Origin of the sequence: Plantactinospora sp. WMMB782, from assembly GCF_049179135.1 — a bacterium.
Classification (GTDB): domain Bacteria; phylum Actinomycetota; class Actinomycetes; order Mycobacteriales; family Micromonosporaceae; genus Plantactinospora.
The window spans coordinates 2,787,451-2,803,866 of the sequence record NZ_JBMHMC010000007.1 but is presented as its reverse complement, the minus strand read 5'-3'; the positions used below and the strand labels follow the sequence as shown (position 1 = coordinate 2,803,866).

Sequence of the window (16,416 nt, the reverse complement as noted above, 5' to 3'; positions counted from 1 at the left end):
GGCCGCGTCCACCTTAGTCCGCATGAGTCTCGCTGAATCCCTGCAGGTCCTGGCCCTACATCAATAGGCTCCGATGCCGTCGAGGCCCGGTTAGACGCCCTGGAATCCGGGCCGGTCCCGGTACGTCCGTGTCAGTGCCGCGACGTCCGAGCACCCACCGAGCACCAAACGGATCCCCACCAGCCGCGGCAGGGTTGAAAAGATTCTCGCGCTGATGGGTCGCGTCGTGCGTCTCGACGGGTGGCGCCCGGTGATACTAAAGCCCGGGACGCCGAAGCGGAGGAGACCGCGTTCGTGGGTTTGCTCGAGATTGCCGCCGTCAAGCTCGGCGAGGTGCTCGTCGCGAAGGCGTGTGAGGCGGTCACCGGGCAGAAGACTGTCGGTGACATCGCGGGCGGACTCACGGCGATGCTTGGGGACAGGGCGATCGACCGCCTGGGAACTCGCAAAGCTCGGCGACAACTGGACGACATGGCCGACACAATCGCCCGTCGGGTGCTTGACCAGTATGAGCACGAGTTCCGCGGCTTGTCCGAGGACGGCCGGGCCGTGGTGGTAGAGGCAGTCAGCGAGACGTTTCAGCTGGTGCCTCCCACCGCTGGTCTCGTCCTGGGCATCAACTTCAACGCCACGGGTCTTGAACGCGTGATCCGCTCTCTCACCGAGGCACACCGCGCGACTCGCTTCTTCGGCGAGAGCGAGACCAGCATGTACGACCTCCTGCTGCAGATGTGCTGCACGGAGGTTGTGCAAATCGTTACGGCTCTGCCCGGCTTGACCGATATGGCGATCCCGGAGATCATCGGCCGGCTGACAGCGGTGGCCGACGAAGTGAGGGACGCGCCGCACCGGGCCATCGCGGACGCTGCGAGGCAGAGCGACATGGCCTTCACGGAGAACTACCGGCGGGCTGTCTCCAGTGAGCTCGATGTGGTCGATCTAGCGAGCGCGCGATTAAGCGTGACGAGCCGCCGCTACCCGCTGAGCTTGGCGTACCTCAGTATGCCCACGCTGGTCTACCACCCATCGGCCCCGCCGACCGTCATGCAGGTCGAGTCCGCACTCGCAAACCGATCCCGCGTGCTCTTGAGGGGTCATTGCGGCAGCGGCAAGACGACGTGTCTCTCCCGGCTGTTTGTGCTCGCCGCCCGTAGAAGCCTGACCGGGGAACTCGCAGGGCTGAACGGAGCCGTGCCGTTCTACCTGTCGTTACATCGGTATGTTCACGCTGACCTGCCGTCGCCGGACGATTTCCTCGAAGCCGTCGGACGGGACATCGCCGGTGAGATGCCGCGCGGCTGGATCCATCGCCAGCTACGAGACGGCGAGAGCCTGGTGCTCATCAACGGCATTGATGAGGTGCCTGGGGATCGGCGTCCCGCGGTACTGGAGTGGGTGAAGGGGCTGATCGCCAAGTTCGATCGGCCGCGATACGTGCTGACCAGCCGGCCGGGGGCGGTCGACGAAGACTGGGCGGCTGTAGCCGGCTTCGATGTCGTTGATCTACTTCCCATGGGTCCGGATGACGCAAGGATGTTCATCCGTCGATGGCACGATGCGGTGGCCAACACGCTCAGCTCCGATGCCGCACACGCGGAGGTCGATGCGTGCCGGGAGCGTCTTCTGGCTGCGCTCGCGTCATGCCACGCCCTGCGTGCGTTGTCCGCCAACCCGTTGACCTGCGCGTTGATGTGTGCTCTGCATAGGGACAACCAGGTGCACCTGCCGGGCGGGTGGCTCGACTTAGTCAGAATGGTGGTCGACGTCCTGGTCGACGAGCGTGACCGGGAGCGGGGCGTCGCCGACGACCTGGCCCCGCCGGTGGAGCAGCGCATCCGGGTGTTACAGGATCTTGCGTATTGGATGATCACGGAGGATCTGGCTGCTCCCCGCGTCGAGGAGGTGCAGGAGCGGATCGGTCATGTGCTAGGTCCGGTTGGCGTATCTGGTAGCGCGCCCAGCGCGGCCTCTAGCGTCCTCAATCACCTGGTTACCCGCAGCGGGCTGGTCGAGGTACGACCTGACGGAACGACGTGTTTCACGATCCCGTTCCTGCGAGACTACTTTGCGGCTCGGGAGGCCGCGGCGGGCGGAAATATCCGGTTCCTGCTCCGAGACTCGCATCGGATCGAACGGCAGCACCTGGTGGTGATGGCCGCTGGGCATGCCCCGCTTCCCCGGGCCGAGGAGCTACTGTCCGGACTGCTGGGCAGGGCTGCTGAGCAAGCAGGGACGAGGGAGCAGTTCCTCGTACTCGCGCACGCCTGTTTGCGCGCGGTTTCTGGGCTCGGCTCGGAACTGCGGCGGCGGGTGGAGGCCGCTACCTCTGGCCTGCTGATGCCACAAACCGTGGAGGACGCAAAGGCGTTGGCTCTGGTGGGGCCGCTCGTGGTAGACCTGCTCGCTGAGCAGTCAACCGACGACATCGAAGTCACCCTCGCCCTCATCCAGGCGGCGATGCACATCGGCGGTGACGACGTCCTGCCGTTCCTAGCCCGGCTATCCACTGACGGGAGACCTGCGGTGGCGCAGGCGCTACGGGGGGCGTCGCTGAGGTTCGACTCGCAGGTCTACGAACGGATGGTGATTGCGGGTTGCCCACCGGCGGGCGAAATCGTCGGATCGGCATTCCGGCAGGCGGAAGAGGGTGGTTCGGGTGAGTGAGCCCGAGTCCGGCGCGTTGCGGATTGGCGCGTGGGTGGCCCGTGCGGGGCTGAGTACCTGGCTGGACGACCCTCGGCTCGACGGCGCCGACGACCTTATGGCAACACTGGCCACGCGGATCGTCGGCGCGATCGATCGACGGCGCCTCCTGCGCGAGTTCGACGCTATCGCTGACGCCGTGGCGGAACATTTGCTGGCGCTGCCCGGGCTGTCCGAAGACGAACGTGTCCGGGCGATCTCGGCGGTTGATAACACCGTCGGTCAGATATCGCTGCCAGGGCGGAGCCGTTGGGACTGCGACGATCCTGCTCGGTTGGCTCGACTCCTCAGCGGTCACCGGGAAATTTTCCCCGCGTACGACGTTGTGCTCCGATTGAGTTGTGTGGCGGTCTGCGAGACGCTGTCCCAGTTGCCGCCGGACGCGTCAGAGCTCGCTGACGCGCTGAGACGACCTGGTGCCATCGCCGCCGCCGTAGGCAAGGCCATGGATAGGCAGCAGACTGAGATCGAAGAGGACTTCACCCCGAGGTATCTACGGTTTATCGCCGAGTCGATGGATCGTATGGAGTTCGCGGGGTTCCACTCATGGCGGATGCGGCATTCGTTGATGAAGGGCTTCGTTGCGCCCTCGGTGCGGATCCCAGACGCTGACGCCGCCGACAGTCAGCCTCTTGTGGAGTCTGTGGCCAATCATCGCAGAATCCTAGTGTGCAGCGCGGCCGGCTCAGGGAAGAGCACCACGCTCATCTGGCTTGCCGTTCGGGCAGCTCGCGGGGAACTTTCAGGACTTGGTTGGTCGATACCAGTGTTGGTTCGGTTGAACAGCCAGTCAAATGAGGCGACAGATCCGGTGCAACGGCTCGCCGACACAATGTCACACCAGCCGGAGGACCCGGTGCCACGTGAATGGGTCCGCCGCGTCCTTCGAGAGGGCACAGCACTGGTACTGGTTGACGGCCTTGATGAGCTGCCTGAGCCTAACCGGTCCGAGACCTGGGAATGGTTGCACCGTCTGACAACCAGCTTCCCTACCGCTCGTCTAGTGGTCAGTACGCGCCCGCCCAGGTTGGATGACTGGACCGACGCCCGCTTCCATGTAGTCGAGCTAAAGCCCTTTACTCCCACAGATGTCGAAAAGTATGTACGCAAATGGTATTCGACCGTCCTTCCTGACCGCGGCGACACCCATCCCCAAGAACTCCTTCTTGATGCGTTGGCGACAAATCCTCATCTAGCAAGGTTAGCAACCACCCCACTCATGTGCTCGATCTTGTGCGCGATCGCCATGCGTCGCACTACATCATTCCCGCGCAATCATGAGATCTATGAAGCTGTCCTGCAAATGATGCTCGAGCTCGACGGCCCTAAAGGCATTCACCGTCGCTCAATGCTCGGCTACTCCGAGAAGCGAGTCCTTCTGACGCAGTTGGCGTACTGGTTCCTCTTGAACAAGTACATTGAGGCCGACCGAAAGGCCGTCGTCGACCAGATCAACATCGAGCTAGAAAACATGCCGCAGGTGGTTGCGTCCGCCGAGCAGGTACTGAACACCCTGATTGAGACCTCCGCTGTGCTACGGGAGTCAGTGAATGGCCGAATCGATTTCCTCCACCCCACATTGCAGGAATACCTCGCCGCACAAGCCGTACTCAATCAGAATGCGACTGATCTGCTAGTTCAGCTCGCACATGAAGACGAGTGGCGCGACGTTCTAGCGATGGCAGCGAGCCAGTCGAATCCCGTGGCATGCCAGCAACTGATCACAGGTCTGCTACATCGGGCGCAAGTCGAGACCCGGTACCGGCCTCAACTGCTCGACCTCGCGCGCGAGTGCATGGCAGATCGTCCAGAAATCCGGAGTTCTGCGCTCGACACGCTAGATTCCCGCCTGGCGATAGGTGAACCGCCTGAAACGGAATCCGGGCGGCACGTAATTTTCGCGCTCGACATCGTCGGATTCGCCGCTCGTACCAACGCACATCAGCTCGCCCTCCGTGGCGCATTGTACGAGACCCTCCAACGCGCGTTTGAGCAGGCACAGTGTCCATGGGAACGATGCGTTTTCACGGATACCGGTGATGGCCTGCTGATTATTGCACCAACGGGTCAGAGTATCGACCATCTGGCGCGGCAAGTGCCGGACCGACTCGCGACCGAGTTACAGAGGTACAACCTAACCCGTTCCGCCGAAGCGCAGGCACGGCTACGTATGTCCATATGCGAAGGTTTGGTCGTCTCGGGAGCGGTTGGTTTTACAGGAGAGGCGGTGGTTGCCGCTGTTCGATTGCTCGACACCCAAGCCGTGCGTCAGGCGTTGCGTGAGTCGACTTCCGTATTGGCAACCATAATGCCCGACAACACGTACCGACAGGTCAACGACCTGATGGAACATTATAGGCCGCTCAGTGTCACGAGTCAGAAACTTTCCACCAAGGCCTGGATCCGGCTGTACGTAGGTGACGCACATACGTCGGCGGACGTTTCTGCCGCGAATAAGTCCGACTCAGGACACACGATCGCTCACACCATCGACCTGGCACGAGCGGATCTGATGAAACGCCAGTCGACTGTCTCCTTGGCTGAAATACAAATACGGGCCACTCAAGCCGCGCCGGCACGTGACGTTCTAGCAATCTTGCGCGCCCCAGGCGTCGGCATCATCGCCGATGCGGAGGAACGAGCCGCCGTCCGGGCCAACACGACCAACATCGCGAGGCTTGCTAGGCAATTTGAGGACGCTGGCGCCTGCGCAATAAGGGTACCAACGGATCGAGTGCAGCTCGGCGGGTCATGGAAGGAGCTGGCCATAGTCCGAGCCGCAGTCAACATACCAGTGCTGTGCAATGACTTCATTTATTGGCCCTACCAAGTATTCGAGGCACGAGCGCACGGTGCGGATATGGTACAGCTCGTCGCAGCAGCACTCGAACAGAAGATTCTGGTTGCACTGCTAGGGCAAATTGAGGCACTTGGCATGACTGCGGTAGTGCGCGTGCGTACGCTCGATGAAGCAGATAGAGCATTGGAGGCCGGAGCCGCAGTCATCAGCATCGTCACCACTGGGCCGAACGGAAACGCGGCACTTCAGGAAAGGTTCGCCCGTGTTGCGTTGGAGTTGCCCCCAAGGGTCGTACGTATTGCAGAGGGTGAGATGATCGGCCCCGACGATGTACTGGCCTTAGCCAGCACTGGAGCTCACGCCGTATTGACTGGCTGGAACCGGTTCGGATCCGCTGAACCCATCGAGGGAATCCAACAACTGGTCAGGGCCGGAGAACATCGGTGGAGCCAGCGCGCGCTTTAGACCCCAGCTCAAACGTCTGGAAGGAGCCACCGCCCATGCCTGACGAGATCGTATTCACGGTAAACGGGGCCAGCGCGGTACCAGCACAGCGGATCTCGCTGGTCGAGGCCGGCCTACTGGAACGTCAACACCTGCAGCAATGGGTCATCGACCATCCCGAACTTATCGACAGTGACATGAAGGTCGTCACCTTCGAATACGGGCGATGGATGACAGGAGGAGTACATGGTTCGTCCGCGCTCGAGCAGTGGCACCCACGTCGCCACGCAGGCCGCGAAAGTTCGTCGGGCCTCCGCCGTGGATCGGCTGATCGAGCGCGGAACTATCCCCGATGGCACCGAACTGACCATTGTCGTACCCGACCAGGTCGGCCAGGACCGCGAAATACCATCCGTGCCTGGCTGGCGGCAGACCCTGAGGTTCCCCCGATAGTTCGGAGACTTTCGATCATGGTCTGATAGGCCCTGACCAGGAGGTTCTCTGTGCCCGCCCCTCGTAAGTACCCGGACGAACTGCGCGCCCGCGCGGTGCGGCTCTACCGGGAGTCCGACCCCAAACCTGTCTTCAAGGCGTGGTGCTACGCCACGACCCAGGACGGCGCGATGGCAAGATCGCGGACGCCATTCCTGCGGAACCCGGACCTCGACCGGCCCGACGTTGGTGAGCAGCATCTTCGTCCGGCTGCCGTTACGGCTGTTCCCACTGCCCCGACCTGCCCGGTCGTGCTTGTCATAGCCGACATGGTCGGTGATTTCACCGTCCAACGCGGACCCGTAACCCGCTTGGCCAACTGCTGCTGCCCGGTCCACCAGCAACGTGCCGCTCGCGTCCCCGGGATTGTCGCAGAAGACCGCGTGCAGCGCCTTCGCATCGCGGGAGGCCGACGCCAGTCGCCGCACCGACTTGGACCGGTATCGGTTGATACCGATCAACAGGCCTGGAACTGCCGCGCCGAAGCCGCTGGGGTGTCAGGCATTCTTGCCCCCGGCGTCTCGTGTGTTGTGGACGACCATGAACGGCACCGCATCCCGTTGAAGGCAGGATGTCACGGCCGGCACCTGCGGGTCGGCGGTAACCAGGATGAGCAGGCGCTGGGCGCGGGATGCGCCGACGTACAGCACCCGCCGGCTTTCGCCGGGATTGCCCTCGCCCCAGAGCCCGACCCCGTCGGTGGAGGTGGCGCGTTTCGGCAGCGGCGGGATCGCGACCGCGGTGACCGTTGCCTGGAGGCCCTTGAAGCCGTGGATCGTTGACCAGTCGAGCGCATCGGGTTCGTCGACCATGAGGACCGGCCAGGTGTCGCCGTTCGGAGAGCGGAGGCTGCCGGCGTTGATCCAGTCGTCCCACCCCAACGCCTTGATACCGTTGCGCATCTCGGCGCGGAAGGCGCTGGGTGGGCCGTCGAAGGATGAGGTCCTACTGGCGAGCCGCAGGCAACCCTCCCGGAACGTGCGGGGGGTGAGCCCGACGGAGTCGAGGAACTCGGCGTCGGCGAGCACACGGTCGTCGTCGTGGCCGAGCCCGCGGAGGATGCCTTCGATCGTCTGCATGGCCTGGGTCCGAGCCCGGGCGCTGGCGCGGAGGTCTTGAAGGGTTGCTGCGGCCTGGGCGAGCTGGACGAGTTTGCCGCCGCTCTTGTCGCCAGGCGGTGAGGCGCCGGCGCACTCGCGGGCGTCTTTCTCGGCGTAGGCGAGTACCTTGATTTCCTCGTGGGTGAAGCCCATCGACCTGGCGACCTCGATTATCTTCGAGCGAGCGTGGCCGAACCCGCTCACGGGCAGGATCACGACGGGGTGCTGGTCGTCCTTCCATCTCCCGAGCGGAATATCGGTCCCGGCGTCGGCGCGCAAGCTGTCAACGACGGCGCAGATCGCCGGAGAGCTTCGGTAGTTGCCGTCGAGCCGGGTTCCTTCGGGGACCCGGCCGACGAGGTTCTCGACCGCCTCGATGGTGGAACCGCGGAAGCCGTAGATGGACTGGTCGAGGTCGCCCACCATGACGGTCTCGATGCCGCAGTCGAGCAGGAAGTTGATGAGGAAGATGTCGCTGCTGTCGCAGTCCTGCACCTCGTCGACGATGACCGACCCGAACCGGGCGCTCATCAGCTGGCCCAGACGGGTCCGGTTGGTCGGGTCGGTGAGGTAGTGCTCCATCAGTACCCGCGTCGCCGCGCAGTCCATCACCCCATTCGCGAGGAACCGGCGAGCCAGGCGTGAGGCACTGGTGTTGGCCTTATTCCGCTGCCAGTCCGGGAGATTGGTTACGGTGCTTCGCTGGGCGTACGGGATCTGGTGGTTGACCAGCCGGGCGTTGCCGCCGTCGTGGTCGAACGCGAACCAGCCGAGCTGGAACTCCAGCGGGACTCCCGCCACCCCGAACGTGGTGCCCTGGACGGTGTGCCACGAGTCCTTGAACGTGGGGACCGTGCCCGTTAGCGCCTTGTACAGGGGCGTGACGATGAACCGGTTGATGAAGCCGTCGATGGTGCCGACGTAGTTCGGGGCGGTGATGAGGTCTGGCCGCTGGGCGCACCGCTGACGCGCCTCGTTGATCGCGGCGTTGGTGAACGACAGCAGGGCGACGCCCTGCCGGGCGGGGACGCCGGGGCGTTGGGTGAAGCGCTCGACGATGCTCTGGGTCTTCCCGGCGCCCGGGCACGCTGGGACGAAGACGCTGCCCGGCTTGTCGATGAGGGCGCGCTGAGCCGGCGAGAAGTCGATTTTGTCCATGCCCGCTTACCGCATCGCCGACTGGATGGCCTGTGTGAGGTAGGCGGGGCACTCGAACGTGCCGCCGCTCTGGATCAGTTCGGCGACGTCGTGGGCGAACTCGCCCTTGCCGATGTACCGCTTGGTGGTGCGCAGCTTGCGGTAGAAGACCTCCGCCGGGTTCGTGCTCATCGTCAGCGTGCTCCAGAACCTAGCCGACCTGGGCTTTTGGCGTTTGAACGCGGTCTCCAGCAGCGGGCCGTTGACCGTGAACGGGTTCATCAGGTCGGCCTCGAGCGTGAACTCGGCGGCGAACACGGCGAGGATCGAGTCGGCGCCCAGCTGGGTGCCGATCTCTTCCAGCCGGTCCTTGCGGCTGAGTGTGGCGGCCGGCTCGTCCTCCGTCTTTGGCTCGCCGGCCTTCAGCTCTTCGTTGAGGTCGTCGTCTTGGTCGACTTCGTCAGCGACGTCGGGGTCGCCGTCGGTGATGACCACCAGCCGGTCGACGAGCCGAACGCCGTTGACCTGCTGCAGGAGGAGCTTGAGGTAGGGGCCGAAGTCGACGCTGCCGATGCTGATGATCGACACGGCCCGGAATTCGCGGCACTTCGCCCCGTAGTTGGTTGCCGTCTTATTGAGGACGCAGTGGCGTGCGAGCGGCGGCAGGATGACGGCTTCGGAGACACCCTCCACGAGGACCGCGCGCCGGGTGAACAGCAGCTCGGCGCGGCTCACGTCGAGATACTGGTCGATTTTGCGGCGTTCCTCATCGGTCAGGTCGATGTCGCACAGGGCGATCGCGGCGGTGCCGCGTTGGATGCCCGTCGGCACCACCTCGACGTCGGTGGCCGAGGAATCCTCGGTGATCTCCGGTGTCGGGGTCTCCTGGGTACGCAGGACCACGATGCTGCGGATGCCCACCGCGCTGGCGAGGTTCGGCGAGTGGGTCGTGGCGACTACCTGGATGCGACCCGCCGGGCCGTCCGTGTCGTCGCGCAGCGACTTGACGGCCTGCTCTTGGAGGTAGTCCAGCAGCACGGCCTGCAGCTGCGGGTGAAGGTGGGCCTCCGGCTCCTCTACGAGGAAGAGCGTGAGCTCGGCGTCCTGGGCGTTGCGCAACTCGATGATGACCGACGCCATGTAGAGCAGGTTGGCGTAGCCGAGGCCCGAGTCCTCGATGTCGGCGAGGTCGACGCCGTGCTCGGCCATCTTTAGACGCAGGCCACGAGCGAGCCGCTGCAGCCGGACGTCGCGGAAGCTCAGACCGATCATCTGCCCACGGACCGGATCGGTGAGGTCGCTGACGTGCTCCTGCAGCCGCTTTTGGGTGCCGGTGATGACATCGTGCTCCTCGAGCTTGCGCAGCCCGTCGATCGCCTGGTCGAGAAAGTCCGTGCGGTCGGCCTCGCTCGTCAGGTACTTGATGATAAGCGCCATGCGGTTGCCGGTGGCGGAGTCCAGCTCACGCTTGGCGTCGCGCAGCGGCGCCAGGTAGACGTGCCGGATCTGGTCGCGCTTCTCAGGTTCGGCGTCGGGCCCGGCGGCCCGCCCGACCAGATTTTCCACCTTGGACCGGCGGGGTACGTCCACGTTCGGCCGGAACCGGGTCATGTAGTACGCCTTGTTCGTGGCGATATCGAGCGCGCCGATGTACTGGCCTTGCTGAAACCGCGTCAGACCATCGAACTCGCCCGCGATCTCGATCGGCCCGTCCGCGCCGCTGGAGACGTCGTCGATCTCCAGATAGCGGACCCGCCGCCCGCTCAGCGGCGTGGTCAGCAGCCGCATCGCGTCGATGACGTTGGACTTGCCGGAGTTGTTATCGCCGACGAGCAGCGTCAGGCCGGGCTGAAGCTTGATCTCCACGCCGCGACACGAGCGGAAGTTCGTGAGCCGTAGGCCGGCGAGATACATGCCGCTCCCGGTGGTCGGCGCGCTGAGCGTGGTCGGTGCTGTGGACATGCTGATGGGAACTCCCCTGTACCGTGTCAGAATCGTGTTGCAGGCTATGAGCTGCGGATCTGTGAGCGGATCAAGCAGCTCGTCGATACTCGAATGAGGCCGCCAAGGACGCGGCGCCGACGGATCGGCTTGCCGATCGCGACGACCGCGTCGGGGGCGGCGATTTAGGCTCTGGTGTGGCCGGTGCCGGTCGAAGTGGTCCTCGCAGTCGCGTAACACGATGCCGGCGTGTTGTTCGTCAGGACCGCGGCGAGAATTACTACCCGTAGGACTCAGCTCTGCTTGGTGCAGGTCACTACCACCAGGTCGTCCGGAAGCATCTTGCTGCCGGCCTTCGCTGACTGCCCTGTCACTGTCCAGTTTGCCAGCATCAGAACCAGTGTGTCGTTTTCGTCTTGGCTGCCGTACTGAATGTTTGTGAACCCGAGCTTCCGGAGCTTGTCGTCGGCGACCGCAGCGTTCATACCCTTCAAGTTCGGCATGACCAGCTTCGTCGGTGCGGGCGGCGCGGTAGGTGCCGGAGGGGCGGGGGCGGCTGTCGCAGCCGGAGCAGTCGCGGTGGGTGCTGACATCATCAGCGCCGGTGTGGGTGCCGCAGCAGCGGGAACAGTCGCCGCGACCGCTGCGGCTGTCGGCGAGGATTTTGCCTCCGGTTGGGGCCCACCGCTCACGACCGCGACGATCCCGGTGACGCCGCAGCATGCGATGACGATTACCCCAGCGACGATTCCGATGATTGCGCCGATGCCGAGTTTCCGGCGGAGCGGTGCTGCCGGTGGCAGACCGTGGGTGAACTGCTGTGTGGCGGGTGGCGGTCCCTGCCACGCAGGGTTGTTGTCAGGTGATTGGTAAGTCACCCGGTGGAGTGTGGTCGGGGGTGCTTGTCATGCACACCAGCCGATCGGGTGGGTCGCTGTCAGGTAACCGACTTCCGAGAAATCTAACAGCAGCGTTACCGATCTGGGCGTGGTCGGACCACAGCTGTCCTCGCTGGCATGCGCCGGCCGAGAACAGGTGCCGTACCAGTTCCGGCCGCGTTTCACCGCATTGAATTCCTACTTGACAGATGTCTAACACCTTGGGATTGAAGTGTTAGAGGCGTTAGGAAGGGGCGGTTTGGCCAATATCTGCCCGGTTCCACCCCGGTGGCAGCTTGTCCAAGCCGATAAGGACGTCGAGTTGGAGGTGCTCTTTCAACATGTGTTTGAGGTTCCGGCCCTCGATGATTTCTATGCGGCCGTTCGCGGTTGCGAAGTCACGGCTCGCTTTGCCTACCCAGGAGGTGGTGACGAGGACGCCTTTGGCGGCGCGCTTGTGCTCCATGACGCCGGCCAGGGCGTGGACTGCTTCCAGTCCGACGATCTTGCTGTAGCGCTTGGCCTGGATGATGCAGAGGCCGCCGACGATTGGATCCTCGTTTACGGCGACACCGTCGACGCCTTCGTCCTTGGACGCTTGGGTGACCCACGACCTCATGCCGACGGCTTCGAACAGCCGGCGGATCAGGTGCTCGAACTCGCCGGGTGAGAGATTCAGTAGGTCAGTGCGGCTGTCCATGCCGGCGACGACGTCCATTTCGTCGACGAATTTGTACTTCGACAGGTCGAAGGTCATCACCGGACGTACACCCTCGAGGTCGTACGGGTGCGGGGAGACGATAGCGTTGAGGTGGCTACGCAGACAGAGCACGGGGTCCAGTTCCCGCTCGTCGAGTTCAATCTCGGCGAACCTGTCCCGCTCCGCACTGATGCTGATCAGCAGCGGTCGGACGGCGCGGCCGGTCGCCCGGTCCTTGGTGGAGACGTAGCCGTTGAATACGATACTTTCCACCATGTCGGGGGTAGTGGCCCCGAATGTCTCGGCGAGGGTACGCAGCGTCAGCCGGGCCAGCAGGTCGCTGTACAGCTTTTTCGTCTCGGCGTCCTTACGCGGTGAGGGCATCATCCCGTTGGCTTTGGTGTAGCGGTAGGCGGCCACTGTCGGTACGACATCCTGCAGCGGCAGCTCGTATTCGATGAGCAACTCGCGCGAGTTCGGCTCGTAGTGGGCAGCAGCGCTACCGGTCAACCCCTCGGGATATCGCGACTGGGCAAGGAGGTGCTGCAGTCGATCGACGAACGCGCCAGCCCCGCCGTGAGTCAAGGCCGCGCGAAGTTCAAGAGTCGAGTCCGCGGTGCGTCGGTTCCGGTCGACCAGTAGCTGGCCGTAGGCGGCGACCTTCGAGGCGATCGCCTCGGTCCGGAACTCGGCCTCGGCAAGCTTACGGGCGTGCGCCTCGCGCTCGGCTGCCCGCTGGGCCCCGGCCGCGTCTTGGGCTGTCGCCCGCGCTGCAGCGGCTTGACGCCGTTCCTCAGTCCGTTCCCGCTGCGCTGCCTCACGGGCCGCCTTCGCCGCTGCCTGATCGAAGAGCCGCTTGGTCCGCGCCTCCTCCCGCGCCAGGGCGGCCTGAGCCTTCTTCGTGATAGCGTCGGCCTGCCGAGCCTCACGATCAGCTTCGGCCTCTTGGCGGGTTGCTCCGCCATGAACTCCCGGTGTTGACGCGCTTCTGCTTGGGCCTGAAGCTTTCTGGCCTGCTTACGAGCATCGAGAATCTGAGCAACGAGGCCTTTACGTCGCGTCATACATCCTCCGCAGCTTCCCGAGGGGCGAACCTGACCCTAACTCAGGAGGCAACCATATGAGAATCTCCAACTACTGAGCGTACGACCGTTACGGGCTCAGCATTGAACTGCTGATGAGTTGCCCCACCCGCGAAGCATCAAGGGTCCGATGTGGTGCGAGGGCCACGGCGGCTCTGGCTGACCTGGAGCAACACAACCCGTGCGACTCCGTTGAACTCCCAGAAACCGCCGTCGGCGCCGCCTTCGTCGACGCGAGCACCGCGTGTCTCGCCATCGCTGAGGCGCAGGAGTCGAGATGACGGACCTACGTGGCCCCGGTAGATCAACTTACGCCCGTTGGGCCGCGAGTTGCCGGATGGCGGTGGGGTCGGATTCGGCCACGTATCGATAGCTTTGCGGTGGGTGGAACGCTCGGCTGCTTCGCAGGTCGTTCAGTGGCAGGGGGGCGCCCAGGGGTAGTGCCTTGGTCAGGAAGAGCAGGCAGGCGGTATCAGTGCCGGTCAGGTAGTCATCGAACTCGCGTCGGTTGATGCCCATCGCGTGTCCGTGGCTGCTCCAGGCGACCTGCACGCTGAGGTTCTCGCACCGTTCGAGCTGTGCGGTTCCCACGACGGCCATCACCGGTGAGCTGGCGTACAGGACGACGGGTGTGCCTTCGCGGGCGGCCACGCGGCGCCGGCGCACCTCGACTGTCTTTTGGCCCGAGAGAATGGCTTCGGCGAAGCGCGGCCGTACGGACAGCAGCAGGGCTGGTGGCTCTTCACGCATGCTGATCGAAGCCTTCCCGGTAGATTTGAGCGAACAGCTCAGGTTCGATCTTGCGTGGTGAAAGCGGGTAGAGCAGGCCGGTTCGTGTCCCGCTGAGGGCCTTCAGCCGCGGTAGCGGTATGGGGTGAGGGAAGATCTCGGTGTTGGTGACGCGCAGGGCTTGGCGTCGTTGGTTTTCCGAGGTGCCTTGGATTTGCGAGAGTTCCCAGACGCCGAGGTGTTGGAAGCGGTCGTGCAGGTCTGTTGGTGTGCCGATGACGTTCAGCTCCAGCTGGGAGCATCCGATGATGCCGGGCGCGGCTGGTGTGTTCCCGCTCATGTACCAGAGGATGCGGGCGGGCGCGGCGGGGCCGCCTGTGGCGGCGCGGTAGTAGACGTGTTCGCGGCTGAGGCCGAGGTCTTCGCGCCATAGTGGTGTGGGTACGCCGAACAGCTGGTTGGACCACCGTTGCTGGATCGACACGACGTAGGTAGGCAGCGCGGTGTCGATGATTTTCGCCGGCCACCAGGTGCGCTCCAGCTGGGCGACGACGGCGGCAGGCATAGTTGATCTTAACGGTGTTGGCTCGGGTAAGTCGAGATGTCGCGCTACCGCGCTGGCGTCCCGTTCGACGTCAGCTGCTGTGCCGCAGGTGTCGATGACGAACGCTATCCACCGGCCGTTGATCTGTTGGAAGCCGTCGTCGAGCAACGCGCGCTGCGTCCCGGGCGACAAGTGGGCGTCGTCGACCACGATCGCGGCGAGTTTGTTGGTGCGGCACTGGTTGCGCAGGATCAGCAACAATTGACGAGCCATGGTGTCGGCCAAGGGCTGGTTGGCCACGCGCAGCAGGGACACGGTGAGCGCGAAGCCATGCTGGTCGGTTACGTAGAGAGCGGCGACGTCCCCGTCTGGGGTGATCACGGCGCAACGGTGGGTACGCGCGACAGCGAGGGCATGAACTTGGCGAAGGAAATCCTTGCGGCTCTCGCCACTTACGGTCGCGGCCAAGTGCTCGACCGCTTCGTCTTGCTCCGATCCCAGGGCCTTGAGCTGGTAGCCGGTCCCGAGCAACGCCACCGGTTGGTACGCCTCGGCTCGTGTCAGTTCGTCGAGGTGAACGACGACATCGGCGGGCTCGAGGATTCGCAACCCCAGTGCGCGGGCTGGCTTCCTCAAGACGCTGATCAGCCGAGCGTCGTGCGTGACGAAAACGCCGACCTTCGCCGCTGCGGCCGAGGCGACGTGGCGTAGATCGTATTCGTCACGTCGCCCAGCGGGATACGGAGTGTGCTCGGCATCGACGCGGTCTAGGAGAAACTTCTGGGCTGCCTTGAGGGCTTGTGAGACAGGCGCCGCAGGTGTGCACCTGCTCATCACCTCCTCGCAGGCGTCCCTCGTCGCGCCGGGTTCCAGGTCGGAGATCTCCCGCCGGACCGAGGCGGTGACCACCAACTCGAGTTGGTCGGTGAGGTGGTCGGCGAGCAGTGCCAGCGATTCACTGGCACCTGGCCGGCTCTGGGCCGGTCCCAGGTCACGGATGATGTTGTTGTCCAGGGCGGCTCGCAGCAGAGGCGGATCCTGCCGTGAGAACAGATCAGGGTGCCCGTGGTCACGCCACCAGACGTCGAGAAGGTGGCCGGTGTGGCTTCGCCCCCGCACCTGTGATCGCTTGTGAAATCCAAGATCGATCCATAGCTTGTCGATCCCGTAGTCTTGGCGGCACTTGACGCTGATGCCGGCCAGATCGTGATGCTTCGCCGAGAGGTGCTCCACGAACATGGTGGCGATCCCGCCGCGGCGGTGCTCCGTGCTCACGCACAGATAGGCGAGGCGGACTCGCTGGTAGGCGACTCCGTAGAGCGCGAACCCGATCACTCTGCCGTCTTGTTTGGCCACCAGCAGGTGCCCATCCCCGGCCGCTTGCTCATAGGCCCCACGCATCTGCATTCCGAGTCGAGCCTTGAACTGACAACCGAGCTCGAACGCCTGCGCGACCGCGTCGTTGTCGTCAGGTCGCACCGTCTCTAGCTGGACAGGTCTGGGCGAGGTCGAAGTCGACATGCACGCAGTGTGCCGGTCCGGTCGCTCCGACGACATCATCCGCGTGTCCCAAAGATCGACACGCAACTGGTTTGCGCGACATAGGCACAGCTGGAACAAGGCGGGTCGGGAGGCTTGCGACCGCTCCTCGCGTTGCGCATCCGGTCGCAGGGTTCACCCCGATGCAGCAGGAGGCGTACGAGTGGTGCCTGGGCACCGGTGTCCGTCTCGTTGGCGCCTCCGCGGACGGGGGAGGACACGCGTCCTGGCCGAGGCCATCGGCGCCTTGATGGCCGCGGGTAAGCGTGTGCTGCTGGGATCCGCTACCAATATCGCGGTCGACAATGCGCTGCTCGGTGTCGTGGG

Annotated in this window: 8 protein-coding genes and 1 pseudogene; 2 read left to right on the top strand and 7 right to left on the bottom strand. The window is 64.3% G+C overall.

Annotation, left to right across the window (positions count from 1 at the left end):
- Positions 1-294 precede the first annotated feature (294 nt).
- Together ACN28A_RS14895 and ACN28A_RS14890 are read left to right on the top strand one after the other, a co-directional pair.
- Complete coding sequence (locus tag ACN28A_RS14895; RefSeq protein ID WP_421395826.1) at positions 295-2,664, top strand: NACHT domain-containing protein; 2,370 nt, start codon at positions 295-297, stop codon at positions 2,662-2,664.
- Positions 2,657-5,968, top strand: coding sequence for an NACHT domain-containing protein (locus ACN28A_RS14890; protein ID WP_421395824.1), 3,312 nt, complete (start codon positions 2,657-2,659; stop codon positions 5,966-5,968). The genes ACN28A_RS14895 and ACN28A_RS14890 overlap by 8 nt, the downstream gene beginning before the upstream one ends.
- A gap of 623 nt (positions 5,969-6,591) precedes the next feature.
- Here ACN28A_RS14890 and ACN28A_RS14885 read toward each other — a convergent pair.
- The 7 genes and pseudogenes from ACN28A_RS14885 to ACN28A_RS14855 all read right to left on the bottom strand — a co-directional run.
- Positions 6,592-6,738: pseudogene (locus ACN28A_RS14885) on the bottom strand (transposase); the annotation flags it as partial.
- Positions 6,739-6,936: 198 nt separating this feature from the next.
- Complete coding sequence (locus ACN28A_RS14880; RefSeq protein WP_421395823.1) at positions 6,937-8,697, bottom strand: UvrD-helicase domain-containing protein; 1,761 nt, start codon at positions 8,695-8,697, stop codon at positions 6,937-6,939.
- 6 nt (positions 8,698-8,703) lie between these two features.
- The gene (locus ACN28A_RS14875) at positions 8,704-10,638 is read right to left on the bottom strand and encodes an ATP-dependent nuclease (protein ID WP_421395821.1); all 1,935 of its coding nucleotides are present in this window, start codon (positions 10,636-10,638) and stop codon (positions 8,704-8,706) included.
- A gap of 272 nt (positions 10,639-10,910) precedes the next feature.
- Complete coding sequence (locus tag ACN28A_RS14870; RefSeq protein ID WP_421395819.1) at positions 10,911-11,495, bottom strand: PASTA domain-containing protein; 585 nt, start codon at positions 11,493-11,495, stop codon at positions 10,911-10,913.
- A 244-nt stretch (positions 11,496-11,739) separates the two neighbouring features.
- The gene (locus ACN28A_RS14865; protein WP_421395817.1) at positions 11,740-12,705 is read right to left on the bottom strand and encodes a restriction endonuclease; all 966 of its coding nucleotides are present in this window, start codon (positions 12,703-12,705) and stop codon (positions 11,740-11,742) included.
- 881 nt (positions 12,706-13,586) lie between these two features.
- Positions 13,587-14,027, bottom strand: a complete 441-nt coding sequence (locus ACN28A_RS14860; RefSeq protein WP_421395815.1) for an ASCH domain-containing protein — start codon at positions 14,025-14,027, stop codon at positions 13,587-13,589.
- On the bottom strand, positions 14,020-16,071 hold the full coding sequence (locus ACN28A_RS14855) for a GNAT family N-acetyltransferase (RefSeq protein WP_421395813.1): 2,052 nt from the start codon (positions 16,069-16,071) through the stop codon (positions 14,020-14,022). The genes ACN28A_RS14860 and ACN28A_RS14855 overlap by 8 nt, the downstream gene beginning before the upstream one ends.
- Positions 16,072-16,416 lie beyond the last annotated feature (345 nt).